Origin of the sequence: Variovorax sp. H27-G14 (genome assembly GCF_046156345.1) — a bacterium.
Classification (GTDB): Bacteria; Pseudomonadota; Gammaproteobacteria; order Burkholderiales; family Burkholderiaceae_C; genus Variovorax.
Genome location: NZ_JAYLVN010000009.1, coordinates 1 through 18616, shown reverse-complemented (window position 1 = coordinate 18616; position 18616 = coordinate 1). Strand labels below are relative to the sequence as shown.

At 60.2% G+C, this 18616-nt stretch carries 18 protein-coding genes; 10 read left to right on the top strand and 8 right to left on the bottom strand.

Annotated elements, in window-relative coordinates; genetic code table 11:
* Window positions 1-48: 48 nt before the first annotated feature.
* From VLK31_RS20645 to VLK31_RS20630, 4 genes are all read right to left on the bottom strand, one after another.
* Complete coding sequence (locus VLK31_RS20645; RefSeq protein WP_409170307.1) at window positions 49-885, bottom strand: transporter substrate-binding domain-containing protein; 837 nt, start codon at window positions 883-885, stop codon at window positions 49-51.
* Between the two features lie 61 nt (window positions 886-946).
* Window positions 947-1732, bottom strand: a complete 786-nt coding sequence (locus VLK31_RS20640) for an amino acid ABC transporter ATP-binding protein (protein WP_409170306.1) — start codon at window positions 1730-1732, stop codon at window positions 947-949.
* 16 nt (window positions 1733-1748) lie between these two features.
* Window positions 1749-2405: an amino acid ABC transporter permease gene (locus tag VLK31_RS20635; RefSeq protein WP_409170305.1), complete on the bottom strand. Its 657-nt coding sequence runs from the start codon at window positions 2403-2405 to the stop codon at window positions 1749-1751.
* Window positions 2406-2411: 6 nt separating this feature from the next.
* Window positions 2412-3065 carry an amino acid ABC transporter permease gene (locus tag VLK31_RS20630; RefSeq protein ID WP_409170304.1) on the bottom strand — a complete coding sequence of 218 codons (654 nt, stop codon included), beginning with the start codon at window positions 3063-3065 and terminating at the stop codon, window positions 2412-2414.
* A gap of 178 nt (window positions 3066-3243) precedes the next feature.
* Here VLK31_RS20630 and VLK31_RS20625 point away from each other — a divergent pair, with 178 nt between their 5' ends.
* Complete coding sequence (locus tag VLK31_RS20625; RefSeq protein ID WP_409170303.1) at window positions 3244-3900, top strand: TetR/AcrR family transcriptional regulator; 657 nt, start codon at window positions 3244-3246, stop codon at window positions 3898-3900.
* Window positions 3901-3909: 9 nt separating this feature from the next.
* Here VLK31_RS20625 and VLK31_RS20620 read toward each other — a convergent pair whose 3' ends face one another.
* Window positions 3910-5532, bottom strand: coding sequence for a phospholipase D family protein (locus VLK31_RS20620; protein ID WP_409170302.1), 1623 nt, complete (start codon window positions 5530-5532; stop codon window positions 3910-3912).
* A gap of 210 nt (window positions 5533-5742) precedes the next feature.
* Between VLK31_RS20620 and VLK31_RS20615 the strand changes: the two genes are divergently transcribed.
* From VLK31_RS20615 to VLK31_RS20595, 5 genes are read left to right on the top strand one after another with little or no spacing between them, the layout of a single operon-like run.
* On the top strand, window positions 5743-6882 hold the full coding sequence (locus VLK31_RS20615; protein ID WP_409170301.1) for an ABC transporter substrate-binding protein: 1140 nt from the start codon (window positions 5743-5745) through the stop codon (window positions 6880-6882).
* 1 nt (window position 6883) lies between these two features.
* The gene (locus VLK31_RS20610) at window positions 6884-7912 is read left to right on the top strand and encodes an adenosine deaminase (protein WP_409170300.1); all 1029 of its coding nucleotides are present in this window, start codon (window positions 6884-6886) and stop codon (window positions 7910-7912) included.
* A complete protein-coding gene (locus VLK31_RS20605; protein WP_409170299.1) occupies window positions 7909-8739 on the top strand; it encodes an ABC transporter ATP-binding protein in 831 nt (276 codons plus the stop codon). The genes VLK31_RS20610 and VLK31_RS20605 overlap by 4 nt, the downstream gene beginning before the upstream one ends.
* Entirely contained in the window at window positions 8739-9560 is an 822-nt protein-coding gene (locus VLK31_RS20600; protein WP_409170298.1) for an ABC transporter permease, read from the top strand. Before VLK31_RS20605 ends, VLK31_RS20600 begins: the two co-directional genes overlap by 1 nt.
* A gap of 33 nt (window positions 9561-9593) precedes the next feature.
* Window positions 9594-10598, top strand: coding sequence for an isopenicillin N synthase family dioxygenase (locus VLK31_RS20595; RefSeq protein ID WP_409170297.1), 1005 nt, complete (start codon window positions 9594-9596; stop codon window positions 10596-10598).
* Between the two features lie 24 nt (window positions 10599-10622).
* On the opposite strand, the gene VLK31_RS20590 is transcribed toward VLK31_RS20595, so the two are convergent.
* Together VLK31_RS20590 and VLK31_RS20585 are read right to left on the bottom strand one after the other, a co-directional pair.
* Window positions 10623-11576 carry a LysR family transcriptional regulator gene (locus tag VLK31_RS20590; RefSeq protein WP_409170296.1) on the bottom strand — a complete coding sequence of 318 codons (954 nt, stop codon included), beginning with the start codon at window positions 11574-11576 and terminating at the stop codon, window positions 10623-10625.
* A gap of 232 nt (window positions 11577-11808) precedes the next feature.
* Window positions 11809-12543, bottom strand: a complete 735-nt coding sequence (locus VLK31_RS20585; RefSeq protein WP_409170295.1) for a response regulator — start codon at window positions 12541-12543, stop codon at window positions 11809-11811.
* A 156-nt stretch (window positions 12544-12699) separates the two neighbouring features.
* On the opposite strand from VLK31_RS20585, the gene VLK31_RS20580 reads away from it, so the two are divergent.
* The 4 genes from VLK31_RS20580 (at window position 12700) to VLK31_RS20565 (ending at window position 16895) form a co-directional block, all read left to right on the top strand.
* A complete protein-coding gene (locus tag VLK31_RS20580; RefSeq protein WP_409170294.1) occupies window positions 12700-13068 on the top strand; it encodes a hypothetical protein in 369 nt (122 codons plus the stop codon).
* Complete coding sequence (locus VLK31_RS20575; protein WP_409170293.1) at window positions 13065-15164, top strand: ATP-binding protein; 2100 nt, start codon at window positions 13065-13067, stop codon at window positions 15162-15164. The genes VLK31_RS20580 and VLK31_RS20575 overlap by 4 nt, the downstream gene beginning before the upstream one ends.
* Before the next feature lie 431 nt (window positions 15165-15595).
* Window positions 15596-16054, top strand: a complete 459-nt coding sequence (locus VLK31_RS20570) for a DUF4148 domain-containing protein (RefSeq protein WP_409170292.1) — start codon at window positions 15596-15598, stop codon at window positions 16052-16054.
* 25 nt (window positions 16055-16079) lie between these two features.
* Window positions 16080-16895, top strand: coding sequence for an alpha/beta fold hydrolase (locus tag VLK31_RS20565; RefSeq protein ID WP_409170291.1), 816 nt, complete (start codon window positions 16080-16082; stop codon window positions 16893-16895).
* Window positions 16896-17199: 304 nt separating this feature from the next.
* Here VLK31_RS20565 and VLK31_RS20560 read toward each other — a convergent pair whose 3' ends face one another.
* Window positions 17200-17478: an IS3 family transposase gene (locus VLK31_RS20560; RefSeq protein ID WP_409170290.1), complete on the bottom strand. Its 279-nt coding sequence runs from the start codon at window positions 17476-17478 to the stop codon at window positions 17200-17202.
* Window positions 17479-18616: the final 1138 nt, after the last annotated feature.

Sequence of the window (18616 nt, the reverse complement as noted above, 5' to 3'; positions counted from 1 at the left end):
TGCCGCGGAGATAAGAGCGCGCACCAGACGCGCCCGGCGATCAGTCGATCAGCTCGATGTCTGGATCTTGTAGCTGCGCTGCGGCGGCGGAGCGATCTTGAAATACTTCTTGTAGATGGCCGTGTACTCGATGTACGAATAGCCCGTGGTCAGGTCGGTGACGAAGCCGTCGAGAAACTGGCTCCATGGCAGCTCGCCCATCTTGTAGGCAATGCCGTAGTTCTGGAAACCGCCGAACACTTCTGGAATGACTTTCATCTCGGCGTTGGTCGCGCCGTACCACATGCCGATGGGCAGGTCGACGAGAAAGGCCTGAGCCCGGCCCGAGCGCAGCGCCAGCGCCTGCTGGTCGACCGAGCCGAAGCTGACGATCTGCGCCTTGGGCGCCATGCGCTTGGCAAGGTCGATCTGCTCGGGCACGGTGAGCGTGGCCAGTGTGACGCTGGGGTCGTTCAGGTCGGCAAGCGTCTTGATCTTCGAGTCCTTGCGGATCGCGGCGGTCATACCGGTGTCGAAATAGCGCGGCGTGAACGCCACGCGCACCAGCCGCGACGGCGAGATGGTGGCGAACTGGGCCACCATGTCGACCTGGTCATTCTGCAACGCGGGCCAGCGGGCTTCGTTGGTGAGCAGTTCAAATTTGATCTTGTTCGGGTCGCCAAACAACGCCTTCGCCACAAGGCGACTCATGTCGATGTCAAAACCTTGCAGTTCACCCTTGTCGTCCTTGAAGCCGAAAGGCGGCGTCGAGCTTGTCGTACCCACGATCAGGTACCCACGCTTCAAGATGTCCTGTAGTTTGTCTGCATGGGCGGCCGGGGCGGCACACGCCGCAAGCACGGTCGCTGCGATTGCGAGCCATTGACGAATTGCACTGAACTTCATGATGAACCTTTGGTGATCGATGGAAGAAACGAGCGAGGGAAACGGAATGCCGCCTTTGCCTTCAGGCCACTGTCCTGGTGCTGCGGCTTTGCGCGTGAAAGCGCGTGAGGAACTTTTGCAAGCGCTCAGTGCGCGGGCTCGCAAGGATTACGTCGGGTGGGCCTTCCTCTACGACCAGGCCTTCCTCCATGAAGATGACCTGGTCGGCCACGTCTTCGGCAAAGTGGATTTCGTGCGTTACGCAGACCATCGTCAGGCCGCGGCGCTTCAGGTCGCGCACCACCTCCAGCACCTCACCGACCAGTTCGGGGTCCAGCGCGGAGGTGATCTCGTCGAGAAGCAGCACCGTCGGTTCCATGGCCAGTGCGCGCGCAATGGCCACTCGCTGCTGCTGGCCGCCCGATAGGAAAGCGGGGTATGCGCCCTGTTTTTCCGCGAGCCCCACTTGGTCGAGCAGGGCAAGCGCGATCTTTTTCGAAGTGGGTTCGTCCTTGCCCAAGATGCGCTTGGGCCCGCACATCACGTTCTGCAGCACCGTCATGTGCGGGAATAGGTTGAATTGCTGGAACACCATGCCGATGCGCTGGCGGGCCTCCGCCTCTTCGCGGGCGTTCCATCGACGCCAGTCGCCGCCGGAATGCTTGCTACGGCCCAGCGCCGCGCCGTCGATTTCGACGTGCCCGCTGTCCCAGCGTTCGAGCATGTTCAAGCAGCGCAGCATGGTGCTTTTGCCCGATCCGCTCTTGCCGAGCAGGACCGCGGTCTTGCCTTTGGCGACGTCGAACGAAATGTCTTTCAGTACCGCGTTGGTACCGAAGGACTTGGAGAGATTGCGAACGGAGATCATGGTGTTCAGGGGTGGGTCAGGACCGTTGGGATCTGTTCAGGCGCTTTGACAGGTACGCCGCCGAGCGCACCGTGCCGTAGCAAAGGACAAAGTACATGCCCAGGGCGGCAATGAAGAAGGTGAACGGCGCCAGCGTGCGCATCACGGCTTCGTTGGTAGCGAGCGTGAGCTCCCACACGCCGATGATCGACACCACCGAGGTGGCCTTGATCACGATGGCCGCGAGATTCATGAGCGCGGGCAGCGCAATGCGAACGGCCTGCGGCAGCACCACGACGAGCTGGATCTTCCAGTGCCTCATCCCCAAGGCCTTGCCCGCTTCGATCTGCACCCTGGGAATGGTGCGCAGCGCGCCCCGCAGGATCTCGGCGACATAAGTAGCGAAGAAAAGCGCCAGCGCCACGCAACCCGAATAGAACGTGTCGATGAAGATGCCCAGACGGGGAAGCAGGTAATAGATGAGGAAGACAAACACCAGGAGCGGTATTCCCCGAATGCCTTCAATCACGCAGCGCAGGACGAAGGCCACGACGCGCCCGCCGAGCATGCTTGCTTCAGCAATGAGAAAGCCGAGCACAAGCGCAAGAAACGTGGTGATCAGCGCCAGCACCAGCGTCTGCCCGAGCGCCTGCAGCAGCAGTGGCGCTGCATTCGCAAGAAGTGTCAGTTCCATGGCTGTCTACCTCGCGATGCCACTACGGCGTTCAAAGAAGCTGCCCGCGCGGCTCAATAGCCACGACAAGAGCGAGTAGCAAACTGCGATGGCAACGAAGGGCTCGAAACTCGCAGCCGTGCGTTGCGAGATAACCTTTGCAGCCATCGTCAAGTCGACCAGCGAGATTGCAGCGCCCAGCGAGGTGTCATGAATGAGGAGAACAAGCACCGACATCAACGCCGGTACTGAAGCTGACCAAGCCTGCGGCAACTGCACGATGCGGAAGATCGCAAGTGGGCGCATTCCGATGGCGCGCCCCGCTTCGATCTGTGCCAGCGGCACTGACAGGAATCCGCCTCGCAATACTTCGGATACGAACACACTGTGCTGCATAACCAGGACCACCACTACGCAAGTGAATGTTGGTATCTGAAAACCTACCATCGGCAGGCCAAAGTAGATGAGATACAGCGTGATGAGCAGCGGCGTGTTGCGCATGAGCTCGATATAGGCGGTCAGCACCCAGGCGACCGGCCCGCGTGCTTTGAGCCGGGCCGCGCACAACAGCAGCCCGCCCATGAGGCTCAAGCCACCGGCCAGACACGCGAGCAACACAGTAAGCTGGAAGCCGTTCAGCAGTTCTTCGCGACTGCGGACGATGACGCTCCAGTCAAACACAATGTCCCCTTCCCACGCGAATAGTTCGTGACAACGGCTGCGAGCCGTTCAAGGAGTTCAAGGGCCATCGATTCACTGTGGGCTCGCTCTCTGTGACAACTGAATTACTGTACCGTCTGGACTGTACGGTAAACTAAATCCGAAGTAAACAACCGCGAAATTTTCTTAAGGCATGGCGATGGACGAGAGCAACAAACCTAGGCGAGGACGGCCGAGCGCGCGCGAGAAAATTCTTGAAGCTGCGCTAGCTCTGGTCCAGGAAATCGGCGCGACTGAGCTGACGCTCGATGCCGTCGCCGAACGTGCGGGAGTCAGCAAGGGTGGCCTGCTGTACCACTTCCCCTTCAAAGAGGAGTTGCTGACGGCGGCGAATGAAGCCATTGCACGCAAGCTCGCTGATGCGCGCAACGCCGAGGCCTTGAAGCTGCCGGAGTCGCCAAGCCGCGCTTTGAAAGCCTATGTACTTGCCTCGGTCTACAACAGCGGTGACAACGACAAGATCACGACGAAGATGTTGGCGGCAGGGTCAATGCTGAAAGAGTCCGCAGATCCTATCCGCCGCTACTGGCAGCAGCGGTTCCCCGAGATCTCGGAAGGGTCTGGCTTTGACCGAGGAGCGTTAGTTCACGCGGCCACCGAAGGACTGTGGTTCATGGAAATGCTCAAGCTGTCGCCGTTCTCGTCGGAGCAGCGTGCCAGGCTGATTGAGCTCATATTGGAGATCGCCGACGATACGTCTCCGGCGCCGCCTGCAAACGCACTGCGAGCAAATGTCGCGGCTGGCATACAAGGAAAGAAGGGGCCAGCTGGCGCCCGCAAGAAGGGCGCGCACTGACCGTCGCGCTCAAAGCTCTCGTTCTGGAACGAATGGTCCCTGGATCCGCAGCCAGAAGCGCTGCCAAGCCGTGGTCTCAGGCGGCACGCTGTACACGATTTCCGCACCGTTCTCAGCTTGCTCTACCCACTCGATGCTATTCGTCGTCGTGCTCAGGCGAACGCGGTAAGAGCTTCCGTCATCCGACAGGGAGGCCAACTGCTGAGCCATCTCTGAGCTTTCGATGATGACGCCGAGTTCTGTATTGAGCTTGGCCGAGCGCTGATCGAGGTTCATCGAACCGAGAAATACCTGCCGGCCATCAACGATGGCGCACTTCATATGGAGGGCCGCCGTGCGTTTTCCGAAGATGCCCAAGCGGCGGCGCTTCACCGCCAGCGATGGACTGATCTCTTCCACGTCGACGCCCGCAGCGATCAGCTTACGCAGATGCGCCGAGTATCCGACATTGACCCAAGGCTCATCTGTTGAAGCCAAGGAATTCGTGACCAAGCGCACGCGGATCCCCTCTTGGCGTGCCTCCACCAAACTTTTAACAGCAGCGTCGCTTGGGACAAAGTAGGGAGAGACCATTGTGATGCTCTGGTGCGAGGAGTGGAACCAATCGATGATTCCCTTGGTCACCGTTCCATCGAGCGTGTTGTTTCCATCATTCACGCCCTCTGCCTTGATTGGGGAGTCCGACAGCACTCTCGCATGTGCCAGAAGCAACCGACCCACCGTGTGTCGGCGCAGATCGAAGGGCAGGTTGATCATTGGAATGACGTCCTGCATTGCGCTGCCGGGCTCGCCGGGCCCCTGATGCAGCGGGATCCCATCACTGGGAATCTCGCCGATCTCGGGCGGCCTCGCACTGGCCGTCTGACGCTCAAAGTCCCGCCGCAGCTGCGCGGGCGAAAGTCCGCTGCGTGCGATTTGGCCCAAGGGGTAAACCACCTCGCTGTTCCAGTAGGTATCGAATTGCGCTGAGAGCGCGCGCACCACTGGCCCTGCGGCGAAGGTATCCATGTCGATGAAATTGAGTCCCCCAGCGTTTTGCACGTACGCGTCAGACATGTTTCGCCCGCCAAACACGGCCGCCGAGTTGTCCGCGACGAAGAGCTTGTTGTGCATGCGTCGGTTGACACGGCTGAAATCAAGCCCCGAGGCGATAAAGCGAGAGATGTCGCCGTTGCGTCCGCCGGGAAACGGGTTGAACAGACGTATTTCGACATTGGGATAGCTCGCTAATCCCAACAGAAGCTGGTCTTCTCCGGCTGTGTAGAGATCGTCTAGCAAAACTCTTACATGGACACCGCGCGCCGCAGCGTCCCGCAGCGCTCGCATCAGTGAGCGGCCGGTGTTGTCGTTCGCAAGCAGGTAGTACTGAACGTCAAGGCTCTTGGTCGCAAGCCTTGTTAGCTCGAGCCTCGTGGCAAAGGAATTGGGGCCGTAAGGCTGTAGAAGAAAACCAGAACGACCGTCGCTGGGGAGGACCGATTTCAGCATGACTGCCAGCGGCGTCTGTTCGTATCCGTCTAGCCTCTGAGTTGGAATTTGCGGCTCTTGGACCGGTATCGTCGAACAGGCGGCCAGGCAGGCAGCCAACAACACCAGGAGCAAGGAGCGAAACGGCAGGTGAGATTTCGGCACCGGCGGATCTTAAGTGAAGTTATGGAGAAACATGCTTGATCTTCGATGCGAGCACCTACGTCATAGACCGAGACCACGCCGAACACACTCGGTGCGCCAGCAGTGCGGGGAAATGTGCGATAAATTAGAACAAAGACGTCGGAATATTGATCCAAAGAGATTCAATTCCACGGCTAACCTCGCAGCGATCTGAGCCACATAGGATCGTTCATGTTCCCCTCTTCGAAAGTCGCCTTCGTCGGTTTGATCGCCTGCGCTCGTTCTGCAAGACGCGCCGCAGCCGCACTTGTCGCCTTGACGTGTTTGCTTTCGCTCACAGAGGTGCCGGCTCAGACAAAGCCGCTGAAACCAGTGACGATTGCGCTCGGCACGCAAGTCATCAACGTAACCTACCCTTGGCTGACGCTTCCCATTTCGCTGGGGTACTGGAAGGCGGAGGGCTACGACGTAAAGATCGTTACAACGGGTGGTTCGCTCCAGGGCATCCAGCAGATGGTGGGGGGCGCCGTCGATTTCGCACAGGTCAATTCCACCGGCCTCATTCAGGCCAACACCGAGAATCAGGTTGCGGTTCGTGGACTGATGGCTACTGGTGTGATCGACTGGGGCGTTGGTGTGCTTCAGGACAGCCCGGTGAATACAGTGGCCGACCTCAAAGGCAAGAAGATCGGTATCTTCAGCTTGGGTACTGGGGGCATGCCGCTGCTGAAAGGTTATTTGCGCGCCAACGGCGTGAACCCCGACACCGACGTACAGATCATCGCAACCGGTGCAGGTGCGCCGGCTTTGGAAGCGCTGCGTGCGGGCCGTGTACAGGCCTTGATGTTCTGGGGCTCCGCGCTCACGGGCTTCCAGAACGCGGGCGTGAAGATGCGCATTCTTTTCGACCCGACGTGGCGATCACTGCCGGACTTTACTTTGGCCACCATGCAGAAGACGATCGACGCTGATCCGGCAATGGTGGAGGCAATTGCACGCGGCGCAGCAAAGGCGACGTTGTTTGCCCAGACCAATCCCGACTGCGCGCGCCAGATCCACTGGAAGAACTATCCCAGTACCAAGCCCACGGGTGCAGAAGAAGCGACGCTGGCGAAGTGGGACATGGCGTTGCTGCAAACGCAGCTCGAGACGATGTCCGGTGCTGGAGCGATGACCGATAGCAAACTGATCGGCGCCATGAGTCCTGCCGCCTACGGGCGCATGCAGGAGCTGATGCTCAAGGACGGTGTCATCAAGCGCACGCTGCCGCCCGAGTCGATGCTGTACCTGAAACCCGGTTTCGTAGAGGCCATCAACCGCTTCGACCATAACGCGGTCGTCGAGGCCGCCAAGGCCTGCAAGGGGCTGTGATATGACACCCGAGCAATTCGTAGCGGGCCTGCCCAAGGCCGAACTGCACATGCACATCGAAGGCTCCATCGAGCCCGCGCAGTTCCTGCGGCTGGCCCAGCGCAACGGCGTGGCCATCCGCTGGCAGACCCAGGAAGAACTGCGCGCGGCCTACAGCTTCACCAACCTGCAGGACTTTCTGGACCTGTACTACGACGGCTGCCGCGTGCTGGTGCAGCCGCAAGATTTTCATGACGTGACGCGCGACTACCTGCGCCGCGCGCTGGCCGACCACGTGCTGCATGCGGAGATGTTCCTCGGCGTGCAAGGCCACACTAGCCGCGGAGTGCCGCTGACCGCGGTGATGGAAGGCGTGCTGAGTGCGATGGAGGCCGCGCGCGTCGAAGACGCCATCAGCTCGGGCGTAATCGTCGTGGTGCAGCGCCACCGCAGCGAGCACGAGGCGCTCGCCTTGCTCGACGCGCTGCGTCCCTGGTACGACCGGCTGCTGGGTTTCGGCCTCGGCGGAGCAGAGATGGGCAACCCGCCGTCGAAGTTCTCAGTGTTCTTCCGCCGTTGCCGCGAACGCGGTTTCAATGTGGTGGCGCATGCGGGCGAGGAAGGTCCGGCCGCATACGTGCGCGAGGCGGTCGAGCTGCTGCAGGTGCAGCGGCTGGACCATGGCAACGCCTGCCTCGACGACCCCGCGCTGGTCGCGCAGCTGGCGCAGGCGCGCATTCCGCTCACGGTGTGTCCGCTGTCCAATCTCAAGCTGCGCCTGGTGCCTTCGCTGGCGGCGCACCCGCTGCGCAAGCTGATGGACGCGGGCCTGTGCGTGACCGTCAACTCCGACGACCCCTCGTACTTCGGTGGCTACGTCAACGAAAACTACCTCGCGTGCCAGCGTGCACTCGGGCTGGAGCGCGACGATATGGTGAGCCTTGCACTGAACAGTTTCGAGGCCGCTTTCATTACGCGCGAGCAGCGTTTGGCCGCGTTCCGCGCCATCGATGCGTGGGTCGCCCACAGCGAACAAGAGGCAGTTGCATGAGCGCGCTTGTCAAGTTTCCTGGCAGTCGAGCGTTGACGCACGAGGCCTCGGGTGCTGTCCCGGCGTTTCGCTTCGAGGGCCTGCACAAGACATTCCGCTCGAAGGATGGGGCCGACGTGGTAGCGCTGCACGACGTAAGCTTCAGCGTCCAGCGCGGCGAGTTCGTTACCGTCGTCGGGCCGAGCGGCTGCGGCAAGAGCACGCTGCTGCGCATCCTTGCCGGGCTGGAGCGCGCGAGCCGCGGCACTGTCGAGCTGGGCGGGCGGCGCCACACCGGACCGAGCCGCGATGTCGGCGTGGTGTTCCAGGCGCCAGTTCTGCTGCCTTGGCGCAATATCCTCGACAACGTCCTGGTGCCAGCGCAGATCCAGCGGCGCGACCCCAAGGTCGCGCGCGAGCGGGCCCAGCACTACCTGCATCTGGTGGGGTTGGCAGGTTTCGAGACCAAATACCCCCGAGAGCTGTCAGGCGGCATGCAACAGCGCGTGGGCATTGCACGCGCACTGGTGAACGACCCGATGTTGCTGCTGATGGACGAACCCTTTGGCGCACTCGATGCCATGACGCGCGCGACCATGAACGGCGAGTTGTTGAAGCTGCGCGAACGCACGGGCGCCACCATCATGCTCGTGACGCACAGCATTCCGGAGGCCGTGTTCCTCGGCGACCGCGTGATCGTCATGTCGCCCCGGCCCGGGCGTGTCACGCAGGTGATCGACGTCGACCTTCCTTCGGTTCGAACGCTGGAGCTGATCAACACCGAGAGATTCGGCAGTCATGTGCGCGAAATCCGAACCAACCTGAACGCGAGTGGAGGACTCGACTGATGAGCACCGCACCAACTGACTTTGATCGGCCAACCTCTTGGCTCACCCCCTTGCGCCGCAAGGCGCTGATTGCAGCCGTCTTTGTTGCCGTGGTGGCCACATGGCAGCTGGTAGTGAGTGGGCTGAATGTCTCGCACCTTATTTTCCCGGGACCTGCAGGCGTTGCCCGTTCTGTCTACGAGATCTTCCGGTCGGGCGAGGTCTGGCCGCACCTTTGGGTGACGCTCTACGAGATTCTTGCGGGCTTCGCACTCGGCGCGCTCGCGGGCTTTGTACTGGGCGCACTGATCGGGCAGAGCGCTTTGCTCGAGCTGGTTCTCTACCCATATGTGGTCGCTTTCCAGACTGTGCCCAAGGTGGCTGTGGCGCCGCTCTTCGTGCTGTGGTTCGGCTTTGACACCACGTCGAAGGTGGTGATCACCGCCACCATCGTCTTCTTCCCGGTTCTTGCCAACACGATCGTAGGTCTTCGCTCGGCGCCTCGGGAGCAGGTCGACCTGATGCATGCCTTCACTGCGTCGGGCTGGCATGTGTTCCGCATGGTGCGGCTGCCGCACGCGCTGCCATATGTGTTCGCGGGGCTGGACATCGGCATCGTGCTGGCCGTGATCGGTGCGATCGTCGGCGAGTTCGTCGGCGCGCAGGCCGGCTTGGGCTACTTGATATTGCAGCGCAACTTCTCGATGGATGCGGCGGGCATGTTCGCCATCCTCATCGTTCTTTCAGCCATCGGCATCGTGCTGCACGGCGTGATGAAGGCGATCGCGCGGCGCGTGGTGTTCTGGGCAGAGGCATTCACCGACCTGTCCCGTGGCACATGAAGCATTTACCCAACCCGACGAAGGAGCAACCAAATGACCCTCAGTGAATACGCGGTGGACGCGCCCCGCAGGGCGTCCGCAGACGAGATGCCGATCCTCGATCTCGGCCCCTGGCTGGATGGTGCTCCCATCGCGCCAGTGGTCGAGCAATTCCAGGCAGCGTGCACCAACACCGGCTTCTTCTACGTGAAAAATCACGGTGTGTCGCAGCCTGTAATCGACGCCGTGTTCGATGCGACACGCCGTTACATGTCGCTGCCGATGGAAGAGCGGATGAAAGACCAGTTCGACGAGCGCTTTCGCCGCGGCTTCATGCCCATGGGCATTACGCAGCACCCCGGCCACAAGCCGGACCTCAAGGAGAGTTATGAGCTGGGCATGGACTTGCCGCTCACTGACCCCGACGTGGCCAACGGCTTGCCGCTGCACGGGCCCAATCGCTGGCCAGCGGACAAGCCCTGGCTGGAGCCGGCGGCAATGGCCTATTTCCATGCCACTCTCGAGCTTGGGAGGAACTTGCTGAAAATATTCGCCTGCGCTGTTGGCAAGGAAGAAAGCTTCTTCCTTCAGTACGCCAAAAAGCCGATGGTGCAGGCAAGGCTCTTTCACTATCCGCCGCAGGCGTCGTTCACCAACCTCGAGCTGGGTGCTGCCGCACATACCGACTACGGCATGTTCACGATGCTTGCGCAAGATCCTATTGGCGGGCTCGAGCTGCGAACGCGCAGCGGAGAGTGGGTGGCTGCGCCTTATGTCGACGGAACGCTGGTGGTCAACCTAGGCGACCTCGTGAAGATCTGGACCAATGACGTCTATGTATCGAATGCGCACCGCGTGGCGAACCGCACGGGCAAGGAGCGATATTCGATTCCGACCTTCTTCAACCTCGACTTCGAGACACCCGTTGCATGTCTGCCTGAGTTCTTGCCGAGTGTTGGTGAGCCCCTTCACGCACCAATCAAGTCCGGTGACTATTTGGTGCGCAGGTTCGCTTCGGTGCAGAAGTACAAAACTCCTGCAGAACTCGCAGTGCAATAGGCTCTCGTCTGGCGCAGCCAAGGCTCATGAGGGAGCCTTGTTCGTGTTGGCGCGCTTCTCCGCTTGTCGAAGCGCTGCCGTCAGGTCGGAAAGGAAGGCTTCGACTGGGATCGGTAGGCTCCTGCCCTTGTGCACGCTCAACGCCAGTCGCTGCGGCTTGGCCCGTGGGTCATTGAGCGGTACATATGAGCCTGCCCTAGGGGGAGCTAAAGGGTCTTCCAGCGGCCTGGTTGTGAAAGTGAGGCACATGCCTTCGCCTGCCACGTTTCGCATCAGTTCATATGAGTTGGTTTCAAGTGCAATGCGCGGGCGTATCTTGGCTTTTGCAAGCATCTCATCGGACTGCTGCTTGGCCCAGAGGGACGAGTCGAGCGACGAAAAACTGTACTCGGCGCAGTCCGACAGACGAAGGAATCGACGGCCCACAAGCGGGTGTCCCATAGGAACAAGCACGAAAAGCGGCAGTAGCCTCGTATAGACAACCGAGAGATCTTGAAATGCGATTTCCCCGAAGGTAAAGCAAGCGTCGAGGTCGTCCTGCAACAGCATCTCAGCCAATGTCGGGCTGCCGCCAACCTTGACGCTGAATGAAATCCCTGGGAAGCGCTTCGCGAAGCCTGAAAAAAACTGCGGCATGAAATCACGTGTCAACGATTCGGGCATCCCGAAATTTACGTGACCCCGTTTCAGCCCTTGAAGCGCCTCTATCTCGGAGTGCAAGCGTCCGGACTCTTTGACGATGTTCTTGTGATACCGCATCAGAATTTCTCCTGCTGCGGTGAGCTTGACCGTGCCGCGCCCCTGGCGTCGCTCTAGTAGTGGAGCGCCAAGAGATTCTTCGAGCATCGCGAGTTGTCGACTTATGGCGGATGCCGCGACATACAGATTTTCCGATGCAGCTCTGAGCGAACCGGTACGGACAATTTCCGCAAAGTATCGAAGCGAGGTCGTAGAGACAAGACTCAAAAGCAACTCCATGTGCTCGCGCGAAGTGCGGGTGACGAAATCATTCTTGCACGCACGTCGTCACTGCTGAACCAAGTTCGAAAGAGCGGCACCATTTCGATGTGTCTCAAGTCTGCAGAGATGGCAAGAAATTCGCGCACGAACCAGCTTCGAACAACCCAAGAACGAGCGGCTCGTCAATCAGTTTTTGTATCGACTTGTCGCTGTGCAGGCGGCCAAGTCAAGAGCCGTCCTGCGCGCACGCTCAGTGCAACACATCCACTCGCGGTTCAAACACGTAGCCGGCGCCGCGCTCAGTTCGAATCATCTTCGGCGTCGACGCGTCAACCTCGATCTTACGGCGCAGTCGAAGGATCTGAACGTCGATAGAACGGTCATAAACCTCGGCACCGTGCAGGCGGGACAGCTCAAGCAATTGGTCTCGCGATAGCACGCGTTGGGGTTGCTCGCACAGCGCCAGCAGCAGATTGAACTCGCCGTTGCTGATCTCCACGCGTGTGCCGTCGGGCGAGATAAGTCGGCGTGCGAGCAGGTTCAGCTCCCAGCCCGCGAAGCGATAAGCGCGACGCTTTACGTTGTGGCCTGAGGGCGAGGCCTCGGCCCGCGATTGGTAACGGCGTAGCACTGCGCGAATACGCGCCAACATCTCTCGGTTGCTGAAAGGCTTGGTCACGTAATCGTCGGCGGCAATTTCCAGTCCCATGACGCGGTCTGCCTCATCCTGTTTGCCAGTCATTATGATGACCGGCAGTTCGCTAACGTCACGAAGGCGTCGGGCAAGTTGCATTCCGTCCTCGCCACCCAAGCGAAGATCGAGCAGCACCAGGTCGATCACGGTCTCCTGAAGCACCGCGTTCATCTCGGTCCCGGTGGCTACGGCAGTGACCTGAAATTGGTTTTCCAACAGGTAGTCGGACATCAACTCGCGCAGCGCAGGGTCATCGTCGACCACAAGGATATGGGGTGAAGCAGTGTTCATGACGTTCGAAGCGTAGTCGAATGGACCCTTGAACAGTTTACCGGTGTATTACAAACGAAACGATGGCTGCCCCATCTGAAATCGGACCGGCACCTGCGTCGGCGGTAATTGCTACGCAGAGTGCATTTGAGCGCTCGCAGCAACAGGAACCGATTCATGTCGAAGATCGTCGTTATCGAGGAAGATGGCGCCATGCGCGTTCTGATTTCTGAATGGTTGGTAAGCGAGGGGCATCTTGTCCGGTCTTTGCCACTGATTGGCGGTGGGTTTACCACTGCGGCCGACGCCACAGTCGATCTTGTCGTGCTGGACCTGCCGCATCCGCGCTCACGTAGTAGTGGTTCCGCCCGTGCCGTGCACGTCGCGTACCCGCATGCGGCAATCATCGGCATCTCTACACAAGTAACTCGCAGCTTGGACAACGGCTCTGAGGCGGCGCGGTCGCTCGGCGTAAAGCGTCTGCTCGCTAAACCCTTCACGCGTGAAGAACTGCTCGGCGCTGTGACTGCCATGCTCGCGGTATGACCTCGCGTGAGCGTCTTCGTCAGCGCATCATCGCGGCCGGCGTTGTGCTTGTCGCGGCGTTTGCTGGCTCGGCAATCCACGAGAGCTGGCGGCTGCACGAACAGGTTATGCGGGCAACCGAGCGCGAGCTAGGCAACTTGGCCAAGGCTCTGGCCGAACAAGGTTCGCGCAATTTGCAATCCGTGAACCTCCTTTTACGGGATACCGGCGAATGGTGGGAAAGCACAGGCCGGGGCTTGCCGCCGGATGCGATTGCGGATGCGCTGTCGGCACGCGTGGTGGGCGTGTCTCAGGTCAGCATCCTGACAGTGGTAGATGCTCAAGGGCGGCAACGCTACCGCTCCCGCGTCACAGGCGAACCACTGTCGGATGTGTCCGACCGACCCTATTTTCAGAGACAGCGTGAGGGCCCCGCAGGCGGCCTATTCATCAACGATCCAATCATCACGCGTACCGACGGACGCTCAGCGCTTGTGGTATCCCGCCGTCTGACCACGCGGGACGGCCGTTTCGACGGCGTTGTCACCGCCATCGTTACTTTGCAAGAGCTACAGGCAGCATATTCGGCCATCGAACTGGACACAGGCAGCGCGCTGCTGCTCACTCTGGACGACGGCACGTTGGTGGTGCGGCAGCCAGAACACCCCGGCATGCCAAGCGGCCAGCGATTTCCGGAGGTCACGGCTCTCAAAGGCGGCCCACCAATTAACCGCTTGGTCAGCCCGGTGGACGGCCGGACCAAGCTGCTTGCTGTGGCAGGCTTGGGCCAACAGCCGCTCACACTGACCCTCACGCGCGACGAAGACCGCGCGCTTCGCCCGTGGTACGACGAGATGCGGAATGCCGCCGTTCGTACGATGCTGCTTGCAGCGTTGGTGGTGCTCACCATTGCCGGCTTACTGCGTCAGTTGCGCCGACTGGAGGAGGGTGAGGCTGAGAAAAAGGCTCTTGAGGCGAGACTGCAGAAAGCGCAGCGCTTGGAGTCGCTTGGCACATTGGCAGGTGGCATCGCGCACGACTTCAACAACATCTTGGGAGCGATCCTAGGCTTCGGAGAAATGGCACAGCAGCACGCTGCGCCGGGCAGCGATATGCGGCGCTACATCGACCGAGTCATGCAGGCCGGCGCACGTGCTCGGGTGCTGGTGCGCCGTATTCTCGATTTCAGCCGCAGTGGTGTGGCGGAGCGCGTGCCTGTACGCATCGAGGCAGTGGTTGAAGAGGCTCTTGGAATGCTGCGGCCCACTCTGCCAGAAACTATCCGCATTGAAACGCAACTCGATGCCGGCCAGGCCGCCGTGCTTGGCGACAGTACGCAACTGCACCAGGTCGTGATGAATTTGTGTACCAACGCTGCGCAGGCATTGGGCGGTGCAGGTGCAATCAAGGTGCTGCTCGAACGCGTGACCATCGCCACTTCGCAGCCGCTCCTTCACGGCGAGTTGACTCCAGGGGCTTACGTACGGCTTGTTGTCGCCGACACCGGCATGGGCATGTCGCCTGAGATATTGCAGCGCGCATTCGATCCATTCTTCACCACCAAGAAGTTGGGCGAGGGCACCGGGCTGGGGCTTTCAATGGTGCACGGCATCGTCACTGACCTGAACGGCCTGATCGACATCGCGACTGAGTCGGGCCAAGGCACCTGTGTGACGGTCTGGCTGCCGGAGTGTCCCGAGACCGAAGCGCCGCCCGTATGCCTTGAGCCAACTTGGCCGCGGGGTAACGGACAGGTCGTGATGGTGGTGGACGATGAACAGCCGCTGGTCGAGCTTGCAGAGGAATTGCTGGCCGAGTTGGGCTACGAGCCGGTCGGGTTTGATTCCAGCGAGAAAGCGCTCGAAGCGTTCAGGGCTGACCCGTTACGTTTCGATTCGGTTCTGACCGATGAGATGCAGCCTGGGCTCTTGGGTAGCGAACTCGCGGTTGCGCTGATCGCGATTCGACCTGATCTTCCTGTACTGCTAGTGAGCGGCAATGTCGGCACGGGTCTTGAGCAACGCGCGCGCGAAGCCGGGGTGGCGGAGTTGCTTCGCAAACCTCTCGGTCTGCAGGAACTGGCGGAAAGCATGGCCCGCACATTTCGCATCCCGTAAGTTGAGGCCAGACGTGACGGTTTGAGTGAAGCTCGAGAAGTTGAGTCCAGTGTCGCTATTGTTCCGGCGAAGCTTCACTTCGCAGGTGCAATGCGGGAATTTCTTGGCACCGGGAGCAATCGCCGTCGATGCGCACAGTACGGTAATCAAGCGCGAACGGGCCGCACGAAGTTTTGTACCCAAAACTTCGGTGGCGGCCGCGTTGAAGGCTGACTTTCGCTTGTTGCGCAGAGAAAGCTTCGGCGTCCTCGAAGTTTCAGCTGTAACGCAGCACATTGCAGGCGTAGCGCTCCTCCGGGCACGGTAATGTCTGCGGAACTCAGCGCGGCGACAGTAGAGACATGGGCAAGCGAAGGCTCATTACTTCAGGATAGCGCCGGAGCATCTGCTGGCGCGAACCTTTACTGTTTCAGGTGCGCAAAGGATTTTTTGTGATTAAGCTCAATGCAACGATGTTCATCGGTTCTTCTGTGTTGGCACTTCTGGCTTCCGCAGCATCCGCGCAAGGACTCACTCGTGATCAGGTGAAGGCGCAACTCGCCGCCGCTGAGGCCAGTGGCCAGATGAATGCTCTTTATGGCGAAGACAGTGGCTCCGCCTACTTGTCTTCCCACTTCCATTCGACTGAGCCGCGAAGCGAGGTGAAGGCTGAAGTGCAGACCGCGCGCGCGAATGGAACGCTCGCAGCCCTCGACGGTGCCGACAGTGGATCGGCCTACCTGTCGAGTCATCTGAAGCTCACAGAGCCCCGTTCGGAAGTGAAAGCGCAGCTTGCCGCGGCCGAGAAGAACGGCACGCTTGACGCGCTGTACGGCGAAGACAGTGGCTCCTTCGAGTTGGCCGCCGGCAAAGCCGCGCAGTCCCAAAAGCCGGTGGTCGCTGCCCGCTGAAACCGACAACCTACGAAATAATCCAATGATCAACAGACGAAACTTCTCGGCGACGATGGTGGGAGGTGCGGCCGCGCTGATGGCTGCATCGACCATGGCACAGACGACGCGGCTTGAACAGCCTGAGCGCGCAGAACTCCGGTCGCGCCGAGCCCGAGGCCCGTCCGCGCGCAATGTGGTGCTCGTACACGGTGCCTACGCAGACGGATCCTGCTGGAGCGAAGTCATCGGGCGGCTGCAGGCGGCAGGCCTGAAGGCGACGGCTGTACAGAATCCACTGACGACGCTGGCCGATGACGTCGAGGCCACGCGCCGCATTCTCGCGCTGCAGGACGGACCGACCGTGCTCGTAGGTCACTCGTGGGCGGGCATGGTCATCAGCGAAGCAGGCATCGCACCGGAAGTGTCTGCGTTGGTTTACGTCTCGGCGCGAGCACCTGACGCGGGTGAGGATTTCGGGGCGTTAGCTGCCAAGTTCCCCAAGCCGCCGGCCAGCAGTGGTCTAGTCACCTCCGGCGGGTTCGCGCAGTTGAGCGAAGAGGCTTTTCTGCGCGACTTTGCCGGAGACATCGACCCCGCGCAGGCAAAGGTGCTCTACGCCGTGCAAGGTCGGATTTCCACAAGTCTTTTCAGTGGGCGTACCACTGTAGCTGCGTGGCGCAGCAAGCCGAGTTGGTATCAAGTGTCCACGAACGACCGTACGATAAATCCAGATCTCGAGCGCTTCCTCGCCAAGCGCATGAAGGCGAAGACCATTGAGCTTGCTGCAAGCCATTTGGCGCTCATATCGCATCCGAACGAGATAGCGGAGCTGATTTTGGATGCAGCGGCGAACAGCTGACTTAATTTGGAAATTTCGGCTGTTGGGTCCTGCGTGACCCCAGGCGTTACGTCACACAACTTTTCTGCATTGCAGTAAGCGCGCGGTGATCCCGTCTTGAGTTGCCGCCTTGTGTTCATGACGATGGTGTCAGCAAAGTATCGAACCGACCCCCAAACCTTGGACAGTTATGGTTTCATACGGGCGCCGCGGCGGTCTGCATCCTGTACGCCAATGGACTTAGGCCTCCGAGCCCGAGCTTAATGCGATTCACGTTGTAGTTTGGGCGGACCAGCGACTTCAGCTGCATCTCGACCATCAGCTTCTAGACGGTCTTGTGGTTGACGATGAGACCTTGCTGGCGCAGCTCAGCGGTTACCCGACGATAGCCATATCGGCCCTTGTGACGATTAAAGCCGTCGCGGATCTTCGCTTTCAGATCGTAGTGTTTGTCACCTTTGCGGAGAGCCCCCAGCTGGTAGTAAAAGCTGCTGCGCGCCATCTCAGCCGCGCGCAGCAGATTGGCAAGAGGGAAGTGCGGCCTCAACTCGAGCACGAGCAACGTCTTTTCACGGGCGCCGAGCGCGACTTGGTTCGAGCTCAAGCCTGCACTTTTTCTAGGTAAGCATTCTCCGCGCGTAGCAACTCTTCGCGGCTGCGTTGGTCACTTTCCACCGCCTCGCGGTCATCGCCACTGCTCGGCGGCTTGCTCATCCTCGTCCGTTCCCATTTCCAGCCAGGCTGCAAAGCGGCCGCGCCATCAGCGGTGTACAACCGGCTCCACTCCGCTACTAGGTCGAGGCGCCGGATGTTGAAGAGGGCGCAGCCTGCCTGCACGACAGTCCCTCATCCTGCATCCGGCGCAGAACGTCGAGCTTGAAGTCGAAATCGTAGTTGACGCGCCTTTTCGCCACAGACCTGCCTTCCCATTGGCCTCGTACGCGGCTATCCATGCCCTCAGCGAATCAGCGCCGACACCGTGCGCGCTGGCCGTGTGGCGCGCAAGCCGCCGGCGCCCTTCTTGTAGGCCGCGACGGCAGCAAGCTTCCGTTTCTCTGTGTACCTGGTCATTCGATTCCTCGAATTCGTCCAGGTTTCGGGGGGCAGTTCGGATTGGATTGAACCCCTGCGGCTGGACAACCGGATAAATCTCAACTGATGCGCTGACCGATCCTTCAACCAGGAGGAGGTCATGTCGTCATGCGTTTGCCGACCTTGACGCACAGATCGACCGCCCGAACCCTGTCTTTATACGAATACATGAACTACTTTTTGGTAGTCCAATTTTTTGTCCACATCCCCATTTGCCCAACACCAGACCATGCCGATCTTCAAACATCGCCCGATGCATGTCGACGTAATCGGCTGCCGTCCAGTGTGTGTAGATCGATGCATCGCTTGGCCAGTTTGCAGCTCGCGTTCTTTGTCGCATGACCTCGGCATTCAGTGACTCGGTCACGCCGACGCGTACGGCAGACATCGTTTCACGACTCAGCATCAGGCTTGTGCTGTTGAGAGAGGCCAAGCGCTCAACCAGGTGCATCAGAGGCTTGTGGTCGTTCAACCGGGGCCTGGTCTGGATCAAAATCCCCCATCGGGCCTTGCCTTCATGCCCTGTCGGCGCCGGTTGAATCTTGACCCACCCTGCCGGTTGAACTTTGACCCGGGGATGGAAGCCGGCATCGTGGAAGCCGGCTGTGCATAACTCTAGCGTCTTCCTCCTTTCTTGACTTCTTTATTGA

Excerpts from the sequence above, each read along its gene's own strand:
- VLK31_RS20645 (WP_409170307.1), bottom strand. The coding sequence starts at position 885 with ATGAAGTTCAGTGCAATTCGTCAATGGCTCGCAATCGCAGCGACCGTG.
- VLK31_RS20595 (WP_409170297.1), top strand. The coding sequence starts at position 9,594 with ATGACCCTCAGTGAATACGCGGTGGACGCGCCCCGCAGGGCGTCCGCA.
- VLK31_RS20590 (WP_409170296.1), bottom strand. The coding sequence starts at position 11,576 with ATGGAGTTGCTTTTGAGTCTTGTCTCTACGACCTCGCTTCGATACTTT.
- VLK31_RS20605 (WP_409170299.1), top strand. The coding sequence starts at position 7,909 with ATGAGCGCGCTTGTCAAGTTTCCTGGCAGTCGAGCGTTGACGCACGAG.
- VLK31_RS20615 (WP_409170301.1), top strand. The coding sequence starts at position 5,743 with ATGTTCCCCTCTTCGAAAGTCGCCTTCGTCGGTTTGATCGCCTGCGCT.
- VLK31_RS20625 (WP_409170303.1), top strand. The coding sequence starts at position 3,244 with ATGGACGAGAGCAACAAACCTAGGCGAGGACGGCCGAGCGCGCGCGAG.
- VLK31_RS20610 (WP_409170300.1), top strand. The coding sequence starts at position 6,884 with ATGACACCCGAGCAATTCGTAGCGGGCCTGCCCAAGGCCGAACTGCAC.
- VLK31_RS20600 (WP_409170298.1), top strand. The coding sequence starts at position 8,739 with ATGAGCACCGCACCAACTGACTTTGATCGGCCAACCTCTTGGCTCACC.
- VLK31_RS20585 (WP_409170295.1), bottom strand. The coding sequence starts at position 12,543 with ATGAACACTGCTTCACCCCATATCCTTGTGGTCGACGATGACCCTGCG.
- VLK31_RS20565 (WP_409170291.1), top strand. The coding sequence starts at position 16,080 with ATGATCAACAGACGAAACTTCTCGGCGACGATGGTGGGAGGTGCGGCC.
- VLK31_RS20640 (WP_409170306.1), bottom strand. The coding sequence starts at position 1,732 with ATGATCTCCGTTCGCAATCTCTCCAAGTCCTTCGGTACCAACGCGGTA.
- VLK31_RS20635 (WP_409170305.1), bottom strand. The coding sequence starts at position 2,405 with ATGGAACTGACACTTCTTGCGAATGCAGCGCCACTGCTGCTGCAGGCG.
- VLK31_RS20580 (WP_409170294.1), top strand. The coding sequence starts at position 12,700 with ATGTCGAAGATCGTCGTTATCGAGGAAGATGGCGCCATGCGCGTTCTG.
- VLK31_RS20575 (WP_409170293.1), top strand. The coding sequence starts at position 13,065 with ATGACCTCGCGTGAGCGTCTTCGTCAGCGCATCATCGCGGCCGGCGTT.